We start from the raw sequence: 16345 nt of genomic DNA, 5'->3' as shown, positions 1-16345 counted from the left end.
GGACGGCCTCGGACGGCCGCGCGTGGATGCCGACGGCCTCAGTGGACGGCCCCGTCCGGGTGGTCGGTGGCGGCGTCGCCCAGCGGGTCGGTGCCGCGCGGCGACCGGACCGACGGCACGGTGATCCGCTGGACCCTCGGCCGGGTACGCCAGTTGACCCGCCGTACGTCGCGGGCGAGCGCGCCCGGTCGCCAGAGTTCGACGACGGCCGTCACGGCGCCCAGCACGAATCCGGCGGCCAGCCAGCCGGCGACCACGTCGCTCGGCCAGTGGACCCCGAGGGCGATCCTGGTCCAGCCGATGGTCAGCACCGTCGCCGCCGCCACCGCGCAGGCGGCGATCCGCCCGCGTCGGCGGACCCGGTACCAGACCAGGCCGACCAGCACCGCGCAGGTGATCGCCGAGGCCATGGCGTGCCCGGAGGGGAAGGCCGGGCCGCCGGCGTGCGAGACCGGGTCGGCGAAGGAGGGCCGTTGGCGGTCGACGGCCAGCTTCAGCGCCCACTGGCCGCCCCAGCCGACCAGGGTCTGGGCGGCCACCCAGCCGGCCAGGACCCGGGCGCCGATCAGCCACAGCCAGACGGCCGCGATGCCGAGCAGGGTGCGCATCGTGACCGTGCCGCCGATGTCGGAGAGCGTCTGCACCGAGGCGGTCCAGATCCGGTGCCGCCGGGCGAAGGTGTGCAGTTCGCCGATCCAGCTCTGGTCGAGCTGTTCCAGCGGATGCCAGTGTCGGGTCACCAGGGCGGCCAGGAGGCCGAACAGCGCGGCACAGACCACCGCGAGCGCCGAATCCCGCAAGAGGCGGCGGTGACGCGCAGTGACGGCGGTCGAGCTGTTGGTCAGGTGCATGGCTGACACCTTCCCAGTGTCCCGGGGCGATCAGGACCACGGGTGATAGCGATTCGGCATCGTTTGTGGGGAGAACCTGCGTGCGCCGGGGAGCGGGCGCCGGTGGAAGGCGGGGGCGCGCGGGAACGCGCGTGCCCGTTCGGGGGTTTCACCCTGTATGGCGGCCGGTGGGGCGGCGGGCGCGTGTGCGGGGCGTGACGGAAGCGTTCGGAAGCGGTAGTGGAAACGACACCGTAGGTGTTCGTCCGGTCGCCCGGTGTCCATGGCCGGGGTGAAAACCAGCAGGGTACTGCATCGCGGGGAAGAATCTGAGTGACTTGGGAATGTTGTCCGGATTCTGTTCGTTGGATCGTTACGTGTGAGCCCCGGCGGGGCCCGCACTTCTTGCCCTCTCGGGGGGCAGGCAGGCAGACCTCGGCAATTCCAGCAAAGGGAGCAAGCATGGCCACCCGTGCCGTCGTTCGCGACAGGGCCGACCGGACTCGCGCGGCCCGCCCGACCAACCTTGAGGCCGACCGCGACCTGGTCGGTATGTACCTCGACGAGATCGCCAGGACACCCCTGCTCGATGCCGCCGAGGAGGTCGAGCTCTCACTGCGGATCGAGGCCGGCGTGTACGCCCAGCACCTGCTGGAGGAGGGCGTGTTCCCCGAGGGCGTGAAGCGCGAGGAACTGGAGGCGATAGCCGAGGACGCCGAGCGCGCCAAGGACGTCTTCATCCGCTCCAACCTCCGGCTCGTGGTGGCGGTCGCCCGCCGGTACCCGCGCAGTGGCCTTCCGCTGCTGGACCTCATCCAGGAGGGCAACGCCGGCCTGGTGCGCGCCGTCGAGAAGTTCGACTACGCCAAGGGCTTCAAGTTCTCCACCTACGCCACCTGGTGGATCCGGCAGGCGATCACCCGGTCGATCGCCGACCAGTCCCGCACCATCCGGCTGCCCGTGCACCTGGTCGAGGAGCTGGGGCGGATCCGGCGGGTGCAGCGGGAGAAGTCCAAGGAGCTGGGCCGCGAGGCCGAGCCGGCCGAGATCGCGGCCGAGCTGGACACCACCGAGGCCCGGATCAAGGACGTGCTGGACTGGGCCCGCGACCCGGTCAGCCTCAACATGGCGGTCGACGACGAGGGCGAGACCCAGTTCGGCGACCTGGTCGAGGACACCGGGGCGACGTCCCCCGAGGACGCCGTGATGGTGATGCTCCGCCGCGAGGAGCTGGACGGCCTGATCGGGCGGCTGGACGACCGCACGGCCTCGATCATCCGCTCCCGCTACGGGATGGAGGACGGCCGCGAGCGCACCCTCACCGAGGTGGGCAAGCAGCACGGCCTCACCCGCGAGCGGATCCGCCAGATCGAGAAGCACGCGCTGGCCGAGCTGAAGAAGATCGCCGACCACGCGGGCTTCGAGGCCGCCTGAGAACCCGAGCCAACTGCCTGCGGCTCCATCCCGCCCCGGGCCCTGGTGCGGAGCGCTCCGCACCAGGGCCCGGGGTGTGTCGCGGGGCTCTTAGGCTGGAGGGACGGGACGATCCGGACGGCAGTCGACGGGAAGCGGAAGTGAGCAGGGTGAGCGAGCAGGGGCAGGCGCGGGAGCCGGAGCAGGGGCAGGGGCAGGGACAGGGTGAGCAGCAGGGGCGGGAGGAGCGGCCGGCGGCGCCGAAGGCCCGGCTGGTCTTCCGGGACCCGCTGGACCAGCAGTCCCGGGACGACACCGACACCGGCTGGGGTGAGCGCCCCGGGGCGGGGGAGAGCGGTGGGCGGGGGCTGGACTGGTACCTGAGCCAGCGCCCGCCGCACCACGGGGACTGAGGAGCGGTGCTCAGCGCTGCGGGGCGATCAGCGCGTCGCGGATCTCGGTGAGCAGTTGGACCTCCTTGGCCTCGGCCTCCGCCGCCGTCTCGGCGGTGCTCTTCCGCCTGGCGGCCAGCCTGTTCATGGGCACGATCAGGACGAAGTAGACGACGGCCGCCGTGATCAGGAACTGCAGCAGGGCGCTGAGCACCGATCCCCACAGGATGAGGATCCCGGACGTGACCTCGCCGGTGGCGTTCAGCTCGCAGGGGCCCTTGAGGCAGGAACTGTAGGACGCCAGGTCCTTCGTTCCGAAGACGCCGACGATCGGATTGATGACGCCCTTGACGAAGGCGTTGACGATGTTGGTGAAGGCCGCGCCGATGACGACGGCGACGGCGAATTCGACGACGTTTCCACGCAGCAGGAATTGCTTGAAGCCTTTCATGCCGCCGTGAACGACGAAGTCGTTGCCCGGTTACGGGTGATCTTCCGTTGGGCCGGATTGACAACCCGTCCGGCCCACCGGGCCGCCCGGCGGCGCCGGCAGCCCGGCCCGCGCGGGCCCGACCGCGAGCGCCGCGGCCACCGCGAGCAGCACCAGCGCGGGCACCCCGGCCCGGTGCCGTACGGCGTGCCGCCAGCGGTGCCACCCGCCGGCCCCGCGCCGGATCGGCGGGAAGCGCGGTACCTCCCGCCGGGGCGGTACGGCGGGTGCGGGCAGCGGTACGGAGAGGCTCATGGTCGTCATGGTCACCACCGAGGTCGTGGGGGCCGCTCCTGTGCGGACCGGTCGTTCTCCGGCGACCCCTACGATGTGCGCCGCGTGCCGCCCCGGAAAGCCCTTATCCGCAGCCTGTGGACAACTCGGGCCCTGTGGACGAATTCGTACACCCGCACGAGTGCATCCGGCCCGCCCGGGATGACGAACCGGGGCGACGAGTGGTGACGGCGAACCGGGACGACGAAGGCCCGCCGCCCCGCGAAGAACGCGGGGTGGCGGGCCTTGTCGATGCGCTGGGCGTCCGGCGCCGAGGTCAGCTCGCGGCCGGAGCCGGGCTGGAGGAGCTGGAAGAGCTCGAAGAACCGGAGGACGAGGACGTCGATGACGTCGAGGACGACGCCGGGGTCGAGCCGGACGACGACGCCGAGGAGCTACCGGAGGAGCCTGCGCCCACCGTGCTGCTGGAGGACGAACGGCTGTCGGTGCGGTAGAAGCCCGAGCCCTTGAACACGACGCCCACGGCCGAGAAGACCTTGCGGAGCCGTCCCTGGCAGTCGGGGCACGTGGTCAGCGCCTCGTCGGTGAACTTCTGCACCGCCTCCAGGCCGTTGCCGCACTCGGTGCACTGGTACTGGTACGTGGGCACTTGTCTTCCTCCTGGCACTCTCGCCTGATGAGTGCTAACGATGGTCAATGATGCGGCATTCCGCTGGATCAGTCCAGCGACTCCGATGTGAGATGAGCCGTGGCCGAGCCGCGCACGCTCTTCCACCGCGGCTCCGCGCCGCCCCCACCGCGCGCCGCCCACGGCTTCGCGCGGTGCGCCACCGCGTGCCCGCTCAGCCCTTGGCCGCGCCCACCAACTGCGGCGCGGCGCCGCGCTCCGGTGCGGCCGCGACCACCTGGCCCGGCGCGGTCAGCAGGTGCCGCAGCGACACCAGCGCGATCAGGCCCAGGCCGGCGCCGGCCACCGGCACCAGGAACCCGCTGGACGGCCCGTGGCCGTCGATCAGCTGCCCGGCGATCATCTGGCCGACCGCCAGGCCGAGGCCGATGGCGCCGGTCAGCCAGGTGAACGCCTCGGTCTTGGCGCCGTCCGCGACGAGCGTCTCGACCAGGGTGTAGCCGCTGATCAGGGTCGGCGCGATGGCCAGGCCGCAGACCAGTCCGGCGACGGCGAGCGCGATCAGGTTGGGCATCGCCCACAGCGTCGAGCAGCCCAGCACGAGCAGGGCGTAGCTCATGATCATCCGCTGCTGCACGGCCCGCCGCCAGGCGATCACGCCGTACAGCACGCCGGCCACCATCGAGCCGCCGGCGAAGATCCCGTACACGGTGCCGGCGGCGGCGTGCTGCCCGACCGAGTCGGCGAAGGCGTTCACCGAGACCTGCATGCCGCCGAACACGGCGCCCACCCCGAGGAAGGCCCCGGCCAGCAGCCGGACGCCGGGGGAGGCGAGCGCGGAGGCGCGCCGCACGCCGGGCTGGGGCACCGCCCGGGCGGGCGCGGTGCGCCGCTGGGCGGCGAAGGCCAGGCCGCCGACGAGGGTCAGCGTGGCCTCGGCGATCAGCCCGGCCGAGGGGCTGACCGTGGTGGCGACGGCGGTGGCCAGGATCGGGCCGATCACGAAGGTGAACTCGTCCGTCACGGACTCGAAGGCGAACGCGGTGCCCACCTTGGCCGCGGACGAGGCGGACGCGCCGTCCGCGGTGAACTCGGCGATCCAGCGGGACCGGACCATGGCGCCGATCTGCGGAACGCTCGCGCCGGCCGGGACGGCGGCCAGGAACAGGCTCCAGGCCGGTGCGTGGCCGAGCGCCAGCGCGATCAGCGCGCCGACCGAGGCCGCGTGCACCACGACGGTCGGGACGAGGACGGCGGTCTGGCCGTACCGGTCGGCGAGCCGGCCGGTCTGCGGGCCGATCAGGGCCTGGGCGACGGCGGCGACGGCCGCGACGGTGCTCGCGGTGCCGTACGAGCCGTGGGTGTCCTTGACGAGCAGCAGGATGCCCATGCTGAGCATCGCGTACGGCAGCCGCGCGAGGAACGCCGGTGCCAGGAACGTCCAGGCGCCGGGCGTGCGCAGCAGCGCGCCGTACCCGACCCGCACGGGGGCGGGGGCGCCGGCGGCATCGGCGGTGCCGTCGGCAGGGGTGGCGTTGGCGGTGTCACGCGGGGTCGCGGTGTCCGCGGGGTCGTCGACCGTTCGGCGGGCCGTCACGGTCGGTCCTTCCTGCTGCCTGGTAGCGCGGCAGGGCATGGGGTGGCCCCGACGGCGCCGAGAGTCGTCCTCTCGCGCGTCGACCGGGGTAGATACCGGGCCGGCCCGGCGTGGTGGCCGAGGTCCGGACCGCGGCCGCCGAACGGTCGCGCCAACTCTGCTTCAGGCAGATGCTGGGTGTGATCTGACCATCATACATATACGCGCGTAGATGTCGCGCGAATCCCCAGACTACAAGGCCCGTCCAAAATTGTCCTGCCCATCGAAGGTGAACAGCTGGTGAGGCCTTCCGGTCTTCCGGCCTTGCGGTCGCCACCCGCCGCCCACCTTCCCGGCTCAGCGCCCGACGGCGGGTCTCACCGCCCGTTCAGCCACCCCGCGAGCTTGCCGCCCTTGTCCACGGCCCGCAGCCGCCGTTCGGCCGCCTCGCCGACCTCGTCGGTGGTGACCACCAGCAGCTCGTCCCCGCCGCGCAGCACCGTCGCCTTGTCCGGCACGAAGGAGCTGCCCTCCCGCACCACCAGGGTGACGGCGGCCCCCTTGGGCAGCCGCAGCTCGCTGACCTCCACGCCGGACATCCGGGAGCCGGGGGAGAGCGCGACCGACAGCAGGTGCCCGTGCAGCTTCTCCAGCGGGGCGGACTCGATGTCCAGGTCCTGGCCCATCGAGCCCTCGCCGATCCGCAGCTGCTTGGCCACCCAGGGCAGGGTCGGGCCCTGGAGCAGGGTGAAGACGACGACCAGGATGAAGACGATGTTGAAGACGTCCTGGGCCTTCGGCGCGCCCGACACCAGCGGGATGGTCGCCAGCACGATGGGCACCGCCCCGCGCAGCCCGGCCCAGCTGAGCAGCGCCTGCTCCCGGCCCGGAACCTTGAACGGTGTCAGCGTCAGCACCACGGACAGCGGCCGGGCCAGGAAGACCAGCACGCCGCCGATCACCAGCGCGGGGACCACCGCGGAGCCCATGGTCTCGGGCGTGCAGAGCAGGCCGAGCAGCACGAACATGCCGATCTGCCCGATCCAGGCCAGGCCGTCGGCGAAGCCCCGGACGGCCGGGCCGTGCGGCAGCTTGGCGTTGCCGAGGATCACCGCGCAGATGTAGACGGCGAGGAAGCCGGAGCCGTGCAGCAGCGCGCCGCCCGCGTAGGCGAGCACGGTCAGCGCCATCACCGCGATCGGGTACAGGCCGGAGGAGGGCAGCGCGACGTGCTTGATCCCGTACGCGCCGAGCTTGCCGACCGCGAAGCCGACCGCCGCGCCGATCGCCAGCTCGGCGATGATCGTGCCGACCAGGACGTACCAGGAGTCCAGCTCGCCGGTGGTGGCGAAGGCGACGACCAGGATGACCACGGGCGCGTCGTTGAAGCCGGACTCGGCCTCCAGCAGGCCGGTGAGCCGGTGCGGCAGCGGGACCATGCGCAGGACGGAGAAGACGGCGGCGGCGTCGGTGGAGGAGACGATCGCGCCGAGCAGCATCGAGGTCCGCCAGTCCAGGCCGACCAGCCAGTGCGCGCCGGCCGCGGTGACGAACACGCTGACCCCGACGCCGACGGTGGCGAGCACGGTGGCGGCCGGCATCACGGGTCTGACCTCGCGCCAGCTGGTCTTGAGGCCGCCCTCGGCGAGGATCACCACGAGCGCCGCGTAGCCGAGCACCTGGGTCAGCTCGGCGTTGTTGAAGGAGACGCCGATGCCGTTCTGGCCCAGGGCGACGCCGATCCCGAGGTAGATCAGCAGGCTCGGTAGCCCTGAGCGGGTGGATATCCGCACGGCGACCACCGCGACCAGCAGGATCACGGAGAACTCGAGGAGGAGCTGGTTCAGGTGGTCGATGTTCACGCAGTGGCACCTCGTGCAGGCAGGGGCGGGCGGGGTGTCTGGTGGTGCTGGAGGGCGCGACCCGTTAAGAAGGCGTCAATGCTCCTGTTGCGGATCGTTACTCAGTCTAACATTTTGCCATATCTTTAGTTTCTTTTCCTCCTCGGGCCCCCAACCGCCGCTTCCGGGCCTCCTCGTTGACCTCCTCCGATCCCACGGTGAGCGTCCCCCGTGCACGCCGCTCGGCCGACTCGGCCTAATGTGGTGCCCTGTCACGGCCCCCGGCCCTGGACACGCCCGCCCGCCCCGAAGTCAGGACCGCAAGGACCCAGATGCCCCGCTCGAAGAAGTTCCGGCGCGCCCGTCTGATCGTGATCGTGCTGGTCGTGCTGCTGGTGGCCGGCGTCGGCTACGGCGGCTACCGCGGGGTCACCGCGGTCCGCGCGTCCTTCCCGGAGGTCGACGGCACCGTCAAGGTGGCGGGCATGAGCGCGCCGGTCGACGTCAAGCGGGACGCCAACGGCATCCCGCAGCTCTACGCCGACACCAACGAGGACCTCTTCCGCGCCCAGGGCTACGTCCAGGCGCAGGACCGCTTCTGGGAGATGGACGTCCGGCGGCACATCACCGCCGGCCGGCTGTCCGAGATGTTCGGCGACGGCCAGGTCGACACCGACGCCTTCATCCGGACCATGGGCTGGCGGCAGGTGGCGCAGAAGGAGTTCGACACCAAGCTGTCGGCCGACACCAAGAAGAACCTCCAGGCCTACGCGGACGGCGTGAACGCCTGGCTCGCCGAGCACCCCGGCGGCGAGAAGGCCTCTCTGGAGTACGCCCTGCTCGGCGCCGTCAACGGCGACTACCAGCCCGAGCAGTGGAGCCCGGTCGACTCGGTGGCCTGGCTCAAGGCGATGGCCTGGAACCTCTCCGGGAACCTCCAGGAGGAGATCGACCGCTCGCTGCTGGCCCAGGACTTCGGTCCGGACAAGATCGCCGAGCTGTACCCCGACTACCCGTACACCCGCAACGGCACGATCGTGAAGACCGGCACGGTGGCCGGCGACAACTACCGCCCCGCCGACGGCTCGCCCCCGTCCGGCGGCGGCACCGCCACCACCCAGGGCGCGGCCACCACCAAGGCGCTGCTCCAGGGCCTCACCGACCGGATCGACGGCATGCCGCAGCTGCTCGGCCGCCCCGGCCAGGGCATCGGCTCCAACTCCTGGGTCGTCGCCGGCACCCACACCACCACCGGCAAGCCGCTGCTGGCCAACGACCCGCACCTCGGCCCCGGCCTGCCCTCCGTCTGGTACCAGATGGGCCTGCACTGCCGCACTAGCTCGCCGGCCTGCCAGTACGACGTCTCCGGCTTCAGCTTCGCCGGCATGCCCGGCGTGATAATCGGCCACAACAAGGACGTCGCCTGGGGCTTCACCAACCTCGGCGCCGACGTGACCGACCTCTACCTGGAGAAGGTCACCGGCCCGGACACCTACCAGGTCGACGGCAAGGACGTGAAGTTCGACCTCCGCAAGGAGACCATCAAGGTCGCCGGCGGCGACGACCGCACGATCACCGTCCGCACCACCCAGACCGGCGCCCCGCTCATCTCCGACCAGAGCACCGAGCAGCAGAACGTCGGCAAGTACGCCCCCAACGGCAGCGCCGCCCCCGACCGCGGCACCGGCGGCTACGGCGTCGCCCTGCAGTGGACGGCGCTGAACCCCGGCAAGACCATGGACGCGGTGTTCGAGCTGGACCGGGCCCGCAACTGGGACGAGTTCCGGGCCGCCGCCAAGGACTTCGCCGTCCCCGCGCAGAACCTGGTCTACGCCGACGCCAAGCACATCGGCTACCAGGCCCCCGGCGACATCCCGGTCCGCGGCAAGGGCGACGGCACCTACCCGGCCCCGGGTTGGGACTCCACGTACCAGTGGAAGGGCTCGATCCCCTTCACCGCCCTGCCGTACAGCCTGGACCCGTCCGCGGGCTACATCGTCACCGCGAACCAGGCCGTGGTGGACCCGAGCTACAAGTACTCGCTCACCAAGGACTGGGAGTACGGCACCCGGGCCAAGGAGATCACCGACCAGATCGAGGGCCTGCTCAAGAACAACGGCAAGATCTCGCCGGACGACATGCAGACCATGCAGCTGGACAACACCAGCATCATGGCCAAGACGCTCGTCCCGCTGCTGCTCAAGCAGCAGATCGACGACCCGTACGTGCGTGAGGCGCAGGACCTGCTGAAGGACTGGAACTACCACCAGGACGCCGACTCGGCCGCCGCCGCCTACTACAACGGCGTCTGGCGCCAGCTGCTCAGCCTCGCCTTCGGCCAGAAGTTCCCGGCCGACCTGCGGGCCAAGGGCAACTGCCTGCTGGTCCGCCAGCAGGACGACCCGACCAGGCCGGACAGCTCCAGCAAGATCGTCACCGAGTGCGGCACCCGCGACCCGGGCAAGGCCCAGCCGGACGGCGGCGACCGCTGGACCGAGGTGGTCCGGCAGCAGCTGGACAAGCCGGACAGCTCCTGGTGGACGTACATCGACTCCCAGCACAAGGAGCAGAAGGGCCTGGACAACCTGCTCAAGGAGGCGATGAAGGACGCCCGGCAGGACCTCACCTCGCTGCTCAGCAAGGACATCTCCACCTGGAGCTGGGGCCGCCTGCACAAGCTGACCCTGCGCGAGCAGACCCTCGGCACCGACGACTCCTCGATCGCCTCCGGCGCGGTCCACCGGCTGCTCAACCGCGGCCCGTACCGGCTCTCCGGCGGCTCGGCGGCCGTCGACGCGGCCGGCTGGAACGCGGCGGCCGGCTACCAGGTGGACTGGATCCCGTCGATGCGGATGGTGATCGACCTGAGTGACCTCGACTCCTCGCGGTGGATCAACGTCGGCGGCGCCTCCGGCCACGCCTTCCACGACAACTACAACGACCAGACCGACCTCTGGCTCAAGGGCAAGCTGCTGACCTGGGCCTACACGCCGGACGCGGTCGAGAAGGCCACCAAGCACAAGCTGGTGCTCACCAACGGCTGACCCCGCACGACCCGCACGACCCGCACGACCCCGGCGGCCCCGCTCCCTCCCCGGAGCGGGGCCGCCGCCGTCTCACCCCAGCCTCCGCAGCCCGGCGGGCGTGACCGCCAGGTCCACCGGGCGGTCGTGCGGTTCGGCCGGCACCTCGTCCAGCAGCTCGTGCTCGTAGAGCAGAACCGCCAGCACCGGCCGCGCGCCCGCCCGCCCCAGCCGGGCCAGCACCCGGTCGTAGCTGCCGCCGCCGCGGCCCAGCCGCAGCCCCCGCCGGTCCACCGCCAGGCCCGGCAGCAGCACCACGGAGGCCTCCGTGACCGCCTCCGGGCCGAGCCGAGGGCCGACCGGCTCCAGCAGCCCGCGTCCGGCCGGGGCCAGCTCCTGCGGGCCCCGGTAGGCGGCCCAGTCCAGGTCGTTGTCGGGCAGCAGTACCGGCAGCAGCACCCGTACCCCGCGCGCCCGCAGCGCGTCCAGCAACGGCCTGGTCCCGGGCTCGGCGCCCACCGACACGTACGCGGCCACGGTGGCACCCGGCGCCGCCAGCTCCCCGGCGTGCCCGGCCAGCGCGAGCGCGGCCTCCGCGCGCCCCTCGGCGGAGAGCGCGCGGCGCCGGGTCAACAGCCGTGTCCTCAGATCGCTCTTCTCGTTGTGCATCGGATCCTCCGCAACTCTGTGCCGTCGAGCCGTGCCGCCGACCGGTCCCGCCGGCCGGCGCCATCGACGCGCAGAGCCTGACACGCGAAAGGGCGCCGCGATTGTCCACCCCGCTGCTGGTCCAGGCCCTGGCCGTGCTCAGCGCCCCCGCGCTGGCCGGCGCCACCGTGCTCGGGCTTCGGCTGCGCCGGGGCGGCGCCGAAGCCGCCGCCCGGCAGGAACGGCTGCGCGAGCGGATCGCCGAACTGGAGACCCGCTGCGCCGACCTGGAGCGCACCGCCTCCTGCGACCCGCTCACCGGCGTGTGGAACTACCGCCACCTGCAGCTCACCCTGGACCGCGAGATCGAGCGCGCCCGCCGCGCCGAGCGGACCGACCAGCCCGAAGGGCCGCGCCCGCTGGCCGTGCTGCTGCTGGAGATCACCGGCTTCGACGCGGTCGTCGCCGAGCACGGCCGCGGCCGCGCCGGCGCGGTGCTGCGCGACCTCGCCCAGCGGCTGGCGATGGAGATCCGCCGTTCCGACACCCTCGGCCGCTACAGCGGAGAGGAGTTCCTGGTGGTGCTGCCGGACACCGGCGCCGAGGGCGCCGCGCAGGTCGCCGAGCGCCTGGTCTGGTCGGTCCGCCGGCACCTGCTGCTCGACTGGTCCTCCGGCCCGCGCGAGTCCCGCCCGGCCCACGGCAACGGCCTCACCGCCGCCGTCGGCGTCGCCGTGCTGCCCGAGGACGGCACCCACGCCGCCGTGCTGCTGCGCGCCGCCGACCGCGCGCTCGCCGAGGCCAGGTCGGCCGGCGGCGACTGCTGGCGGGTCCGCCCGGGCCCCGGCGACCGGTCGGCGGCGCGGCCGGCCGCCCCGCCCGCCGCCGGTGCGCGGCCCAACGCGACTGCCGAGCGTGACCGTTCGGGAAAGCCGGGTAGTCTGTCGCCCTGTGCCGGCGGGGACCCCCTCGCCCAGCCGGTCAATTCCCATACGCCTGCCGCCGTGGCCGGGCCCCGCGACGTGCTGTCCTAGCCGTCGACCGCGCCCGGCCGGGCGAAAACGTGCCTGAGTAAGGTAAACGCATGACGACGACCAACTCCCGAATCCCGGTAACCAAGGCCGTGGTACCCGCGGCCGGACTGGGCACCCGCTTCCTCCCGGCAACCAAGGCCACTCCGAAGGAGATGCTGCCCGTCGTCGACAAGCCGGCCATCCAGTACGTCGTCGAGGAGGCCTCCTCCGCGGGGCTGTCCGACATACTGATGGTCACCGGCCGTAACAAGCGGGCCCTGGAGGACCACTTCGACCGCGCCTACGAGCTGGAGGAGCTGCTCGCCCGCAAGGGCGACGAGGACCGCCTGCGCCGGGTCCGCGAATCCGTCGAGCTGGCCAACATGCACTACGTCCGCCAGGGCGACCCGAAGGGCCTCGGCCACGCCGTCTCGGTCGCCGAGCAGCACGTGGCAGGCCAGCCCTTCGCCGTCCTCCTCGGCGACGACCTGATCGACCCGCGCGACCCGCTGCTCGCCCGCATGATCGAGGTCCAGCAGGAGCTCGGCGGCTCGGTCGTCGCCCTCATGGAGGTCGACCCCTCCCAGATCCACCTCTACGGCTGCGCCGCCGTCAAGGCGAACGGCTTCGGCGAGGACGTCTTCCAGGTGACCGACCTGGTCGAGAAGCCCGAGACGAACGAGGCCCCCTCGAACTACGCCGTCATCGGCCGCTACGTCCTCGACCCGCTGGTCTTCGACGTGCTGCGGGAGACCCCGCCCGGCCGCGGCGGCGAGATCCAGCTCACCGACGCCCTGCGCGAGCTGACCACCCGCGAGCCGGAGGCCGGCGGCCAGGTCCACGGCGTGCTCTTCAAGGGCCGCCGCTACGACACCGGCGACCGCGCGGACTACCTGCGCGCTATCGTCCGACTGGCCTCCGAGCGCGAGGACCTCGGCCCGGAGTTCCGCTCCTGGCTGCGCGAGTTCGTCGCCTCCGAGCTGCAGGACTGACACGACGACAGAGAGCGAGCCGCCGATGACCGGGTCCACCCAACACACCACCGGATCCGCCGCAGCCTGCTGCGACGGAACCACGGACCCGGCACCGGCGGCCCCCCGCCTCTGGACGGTGGACGAACACCTCTCCGACGTCCTGGCCGCGGTCGGCCCGCTGCCCGCCATCGAGCTGCAACTGCTCGACGCCCAGGGCTGCCGGCTCGACGAGGACGTCCTCGCCGACGGTGACCTGCCGCCCTTCGACAACAGCTCGATGGACGGCTACGCCGTGCGCACCGCCGACACCGCCGGCGCCACCGACCCGTACCCCTCGGTGCTCGCCGTCGTCGGCGACATCGCGGCCGGCGCGGGCGAACTGCCCCGGGTCGGGCCCGGCCAGGCCGCCCGGATCATGACCGGCGCCCCCGTCCCGCCCGGCGCCCAGGCCGTCGCCCCGGTCGAGTGGACCGACGGCGGCACCGGCACCGGGGTGCCCGCCGACGCGATGACCGCGCCCGTCGAGGACGAGGAGGTCCGCGTCCTGCGCCCGGTCGCCGAGGGCGCCCACATCCGCCACCGCGGCAGCGACGTCGCGGCCGGCACCAAGGTCCTGGGGGCCGGCACCCGGCTCGGCCCCACCCAGCTCGGCCTGCTCGCCGCGATCGGCCGCGCCACCGTCAGGGTCCGCCCGCGCCCCCGGGTCGTAGTGCTGTCCACCGGCAGCGAGCTGGTCCAGCCCGGCGAGCCGGTCGGCCCCGGGCAGATCTCCGACTCCAACAGCTTCACCCTCACCGCGGCCGCCCAGGACGCCGGCGCCATCGCCTACCGGGTCGGCGCCGTCCCGGACCAGGCCGACCGGCTGCGCGCCGTCCTGGAGGACCAGCTCGGCCGGGCGGACCTGATCGTCACCAGCGGCGGGGTCAGCGTCGGCGCGTACGACGTGGTCAAGGAGGTCTTCGAGTCCTACGGCGGCGTCGACTTCCGCAGGCTGCGGATGCAGCCCGGCAAGCCGCAGGGCTTCGGCCGGATCGGCGGCCCGGCCGGCGTGCCGCTGCTCGCCCTGCCCGGCAACCCGGTCAGCGCCTACATCTCCTTCGAGCTGTTCGTCCGCCCGGTCATCCGCACCATGCTCGGCGCCGCCGACGTCCACCGCCCGGTGGTCCGCGCGCTCTGCCCGGCGGCGCTGCGCTCCCCGGCCGGCCGCCGGCAGTTCCTGCGCGGCCGCTACTCGGCGGCGGACGGCACCGTCGAGCCGGTGGGCGGCGCCGAGTCGCACCTGGTGGGCGCCCTGGCCCGGGCGAACTGCCTGATCACCGTCCCCGAGGCCGTCACCGCCCTGCCCGCCGGCAGCGAGGTCGACGTGGTCCTGCTCGGTTCCTAGGACATGTCTCGCGGACCAGGCCCCTCCCACGGGGTGTGGCGGGGGAGCTGTACGGTAGCGCGGTATTCGACCTGCGTGCCCCTGGAGCCACCCGTGACGACACCTCCCCCCGGCGACCGCCTCACCCATGTCGACGACCAGGGCGCGGCCCGGATGGTCGACGTCTCCGAGAAGGCCACCACCGCGCGCACCGCCGTCGCGGCCGGCCGGGTCCGGGTCTCCCCGAAGGTGGTCGAGCTGCTGCGCGGCGAGGGCGTGCCCAAGGGCGACGCCCTCGCGGTGGCCCGGATCGCCGGGATCATGGGCGCCAAGAAGACCCCCGACCTGATCCCGCTCTGCCACCCCATCGCCGTCTCCGGCGTCACGGTGGACCTCACGGTCGCGGACGACGCCGTCGAGATCACCGCCACCGTGAGGACCGCCGACCGCACCGGCGTCGAGATGGAGGCGCTGACCGCCGTCGCGGTGGCCGGCCTCACCGTCATCGACATGGTCAAGGCCGTGGACAAGGGCGCCGCCATCGAGTCCGTCCGGGTGCTCAGCAAGACCGGCGGCAAGAGCGGCGACTGGTTCGCGCCGGAGGCGGGCGAGTGAACGGGCGGAGCGAGCTCACCACCGAGGGGTCCGGACGGATGAGGGCCCTTGCGGTCACCGTGTCCAACCGGGCCTCGGCCGGCGTCTACGAGGACAGGGGCGGCCCGCTGCTGGTGGCCGGCCTGACCGCGATGGGCTTCACCGCCGACGGCCCCCGGGTCGTCCCGGACGGCGAGCCGGTGGAGGCCGTCCTGCGCGAGGCCGTCGCGGCCGGCTACGACGTCGTGCTCACCACCGGCGGTACCGGTATCTCGCCGACGGACCTCACCCCGGAGATGACCGCCCGGGTGATCGACCGGCAGGTCCCCGGCATCGCCGAGTCCATCCGCGCGTACGGCCGGGAGAAGGTGCCGACCTCGGCGCTCTCCCGCGGGCTGGCCGGGCTCGCCGGACGTACCCTGATCGTCAACCTGCCGGGCTCGACCGGCGGCGTCAAGGACGGCCTGGCCGTCCTCGAACCGCTGCTCGTCCACGCCATCGACCAGCTCGGCGGCGGGGACCACCCCCGGCCGGACGCACCAGCTTCCGGGAGAACGCACTGAACGCCGGTTGGCCGGTAGAACTCCACGAGGGGGAGGTCGTGCTGCGCCCGATCCGGGCCCGCGACCAGCGCGAGTGGCAGGAGGTCAGCCTCCGCAACCGGGACTGGCTGCGCCGCTGGGAGGCGACCGTCCCGCCCGGTCCGGCCGGGCAGGCCGCCGGGCCGCGCCCGACGTTCCGGCAGATGGTGCGCTTCCTGCGCGGTGAGGGCTCGGCCGGGCGGATGCTGCCCTTCGTCGTGCTCTACAAGGGCCAGCTGGTCGGCCAGCTGACCGTGGGCGGCATCACCTGGGGCTCGATGTGCTCGGCGAACGTCGGGTACTGGATCGACGAGGCGGTGGCCGGCCGGGGCATCATGCCGACGGCCGTGGCGCTTTCCGTCAACCACTGCTTCCGCACCCTCGGCCTGCACCGGATCGAGGTCTGCATCCGCCCGGAGAACGGCCCGAGCCGCCGGGTGGTGGAAAAGCTCGGCTTCCGCTCGGAGGGAATCCGCCCGCGCTATCTCCACATCGACGGCGCCTGGCAGGACCACCTGGTGTACGCGCTGACCGCCGAGGAGGTGCCGGAGGGGATGCTGGAACGCTGGCGGTCGATCAGTTCAGGTCGCGAGTCAAGTAATTGAATATATGTTCGAAACAAATATCGATATGGCATCGTCGCGACGGCGGACTGGCACAAATACCGGCAAAATAGTCGGAGAATCAGCTTGATCACACGACACGCCGAGCCAAATTGCTGCCAGGCCTTCCCGGCGCCCGTACG

16 protein-coding genes are annotated in these 16345 nt (G+C 72.5%); 9 read left to right on the top strand and 7 right to left on the bottom strand.

The window, feature by feature from the left end:
- Positions 1-38 precede the first annotated feature (38 nt).
- Positions 39-851, bottom strand: coding sequence for a phosphatase PAP2 family protein (locus ACIOGZ_RS32990; RefSeq protein ID WP_363585363.1), 813 nt, complete (start codon positions 849-851; stop codon positions 39-41).
- 441 nt (positions 852-1292) lie between these two features.
- Here ACIOGZ_RS32990 and ACIOGZ_RS32985 point away from each other — a divergent pair, with 441 nt between their 5' ends.
- Together ACIOGZ_RS32985 and ACIOGZ_RS32980 are read left to right on the top strand one after the other, a co-directional pair.
- The gene (locus ACIOGZ_RS32985) at positions 1293-2264 is read left to right on the top strand and encodes a sigma-70 family RNA polymerase sigma factor (RefSeq protein ID WP_363585362.1); all 972 of its coding nucleotides are present in this window, start codon (positions 1293-1295) and stop codon (positions 2262-2264) included.
- Positions 2265-2404: 140 nt separating this feature from the next.
- Positions 2405-2656: a hypothetical protein gene (locus ACIOGZ_RS32980; RefSeq protein WP_400809530.1), complete on the top strand. Its 252-nt coding sequence runs from the start codon at positions 2405-2407 to the stop codon at positions 2654-2656.
- Positions 2657-2666: 10 nt separating this feature from the next.
- Here ACIOGZ_RS32980 and mscL read toward each other — a convergent pair whose 3' ends face one another.
- The 5 genes from mscL to ACIOGZ_RS32955 all read right to left on the bottom strand — a co-directional run bounded on the left by mscL (position 2667) and on the right by ACIOGZ_RS32955 (position 7425).
- Positions 2667-3086 (bottom strand): large conductance mechanosensitive channel protein MscL, encoded by a 420-nt coding sequence (gene mscL / locus ACIOGZ_RS32975; protein WP_363585360.1) that lies wholly within the window; start codon positions 3084-3086, stop codon positions 2667-2669.
- 30 nt (positions 3087-3116) lie between these two features.
- On the bottom strand, positions 3117-3380 hold the full coding sequence (locus ACIOGZ_RS32970; RefSeq protein WP_363630137.1) for a hypothetical protein: 264 nt from the start codon (positions 3378-3380) through the stop codon (positions 3117-3119).
- Between the two features lie 295 nt (positions 3381-3675).
- Complete coding sequence (locus ACIOGZ_RS32965) at positions 3676-4008, bottom strand: FmdB family zinc ribbon protein (RefSeq protein WP_350877692.1); 333 nt, start codon at positions 4006-4008, stop codon at positions 3676-3678.
- 193 nt (positions 4009-4201) lie between these two features.
- Entirely contained in the window at positions 4202-5584 is a 1383-nt protein-coding gene (locus ACIOGZ_RS32960) for an MFS transporter (RefSeq protein ID WP_400988704.1), read from the bottom strand.
- A gap of 356 nt (positions 5585-5940) precedes the next feature.
- On the bottom strand, positions 5941-7425 hold the full coding sequence (locus ACIOGZ_RS32955) for a potassium/proton antiporter (protein ID WP_363585358.1): 1485 nt from the start codon (positions 7423-7425) through the stop codon (positions 5941-5943).
- Between the two features lie 311 nt (positions 7426-7736).
- Between ACIOGZ_RS32955 and ACIOGZ_RS32950 the strand changes: the two genes are divergently transcribed.
- Positions 7737-10448, top strand: a complete 2712-nt coding sequence (locus ACIOGZ_RS32950; protein ID WP_363585357.1) for a penicillin acylase family protein — start codon at positions 7737-7739, stop codon at positions 10446-10448.
- 72 nt (positions 10449-10520) lie between these two features.
- Here ACIOGZ_RS32950 and ACIOGZ_RS32945 read toward each other — a convergent pair whose 3' ends face one another.
- Positions 10521-11096 carry a 5-formyltetrahydrofolate cyclo-ligase gene (locus ACIOGZ_RS32945; RefSeq protein ID WP_363585356.1) on the bottom strand — a complete coding sequence of 192 codons (576 nt, stop codon included), beginning with the start codon at positions 11094-11096 and terminating at the stop codon, positions 10521-10523.
- A 101-nt stretch (positions 11097-11197) separates the two neighbouring features.
- Between ACIOGZ_RS32945 and ACIOGZ_RS32940 the strand changes: the two genes are divergently transcribed.
- From ACIOGZ_RS32940 to ACIOGZ_RS32915, 6 genes are all read left to right on the top strand, one after another.
- Positions 11198-12109: a GGDEF domain-containing protein gene (locus tag ACIOGZ_RS32940; RefSeq protein WP_400988702.1), complete on the top strand. Its 912-nt coding sequence runs from the start codon at positions 11198-11200 to the stop codon at positions 12107-12109.
- A 50-nt stretch (positions 12110-12159) separates the two neighbouring features.
- Positions 12160-13080 carry a UTP--glucose-1-phosphate uridylyltransferase GalU gene (galU, locus tag ACIOGZ_RS32935; RefSeq protein ID WP_363585354.1) on the top strand — a complete coding sequence of 307 codons (921 nt, stop codon included), beginning with the start codon at positions 12160-12162 and terminating at the stop codon, positions 13078-13080.
- Positions 13081-13105: 25 nt separating this feature from the next.
- Positions 13106-14446 carry a gephyrin-like molybdotransferase Glp gene (gene glp, locus ACIOGZ_RS32930; RefSeq protein WP_363585353.1) on the top strand — a complete coding sequence of 447 codons (1341 nt, stop codon included), beginning with the start codon at positions 13106-13108 and terminating at the stop codon, positions 14444-14446.
- Positions 14447-14599: 153 nt separating this feature from the next.
- The gene (gene moaC, locus ACIOGZ_RS32925) at positions 14600-15040 is read left to right on the top strand and encodes a cyclic pyranopterin monophosphate synthase MoaC (RefSeq protein WP_363585407.1); all 441 of its coding nucleotides are present in this window, start codon (positions 14600-14602) and stop codon (positions 15038-15040) included.
- A gap of 38 nt (positions 15041-15078) precedes the next feature.
- Positions 15079-15582 carry a MogA/MoaB family molybdenum cofactor biosynthesis protein gene (locus ACIOGZ_RS32920; protein ID WP_363585352.1) on the top strand — a complete coding sequence of 168 codons (504 nt, stop codon included), beginning with the start codon at positions 15079-15081 and terminating at the stop codon, positions 15580-15582.
- Positions 15583-15620: 38 nt separating this feature from the next.
- The gene (locus ACIOGZ_RS32915; protein ID WP_400809521.1) at positions 15621-16205 is read left to right on the top strand and encodes a GNAT family N-acetyltransferase; all 585 of its coding nucleotides are present in this window, start codon (positions 15621-15623) and stop codon (positions 16203-16205) included.
- The last annotated feature ends 140 nt before the right edge of the window (positions 16206-16345 follow it).

This window comes from Kitasatospora sp. NPDC088160 (assembly GCF_044741445.1).
Classification (GTDB): domain Bacteria; phylum Actinomycetota; class Actinomycetes; order Streptomycetales; family Streptomycetaceae; genus Kitasatospora.
The sequence above is the reverse complement of the archived record's forward strand: the minus strand, read 5'-3'. Positions and strand labels throughout refer to the sequence as shown.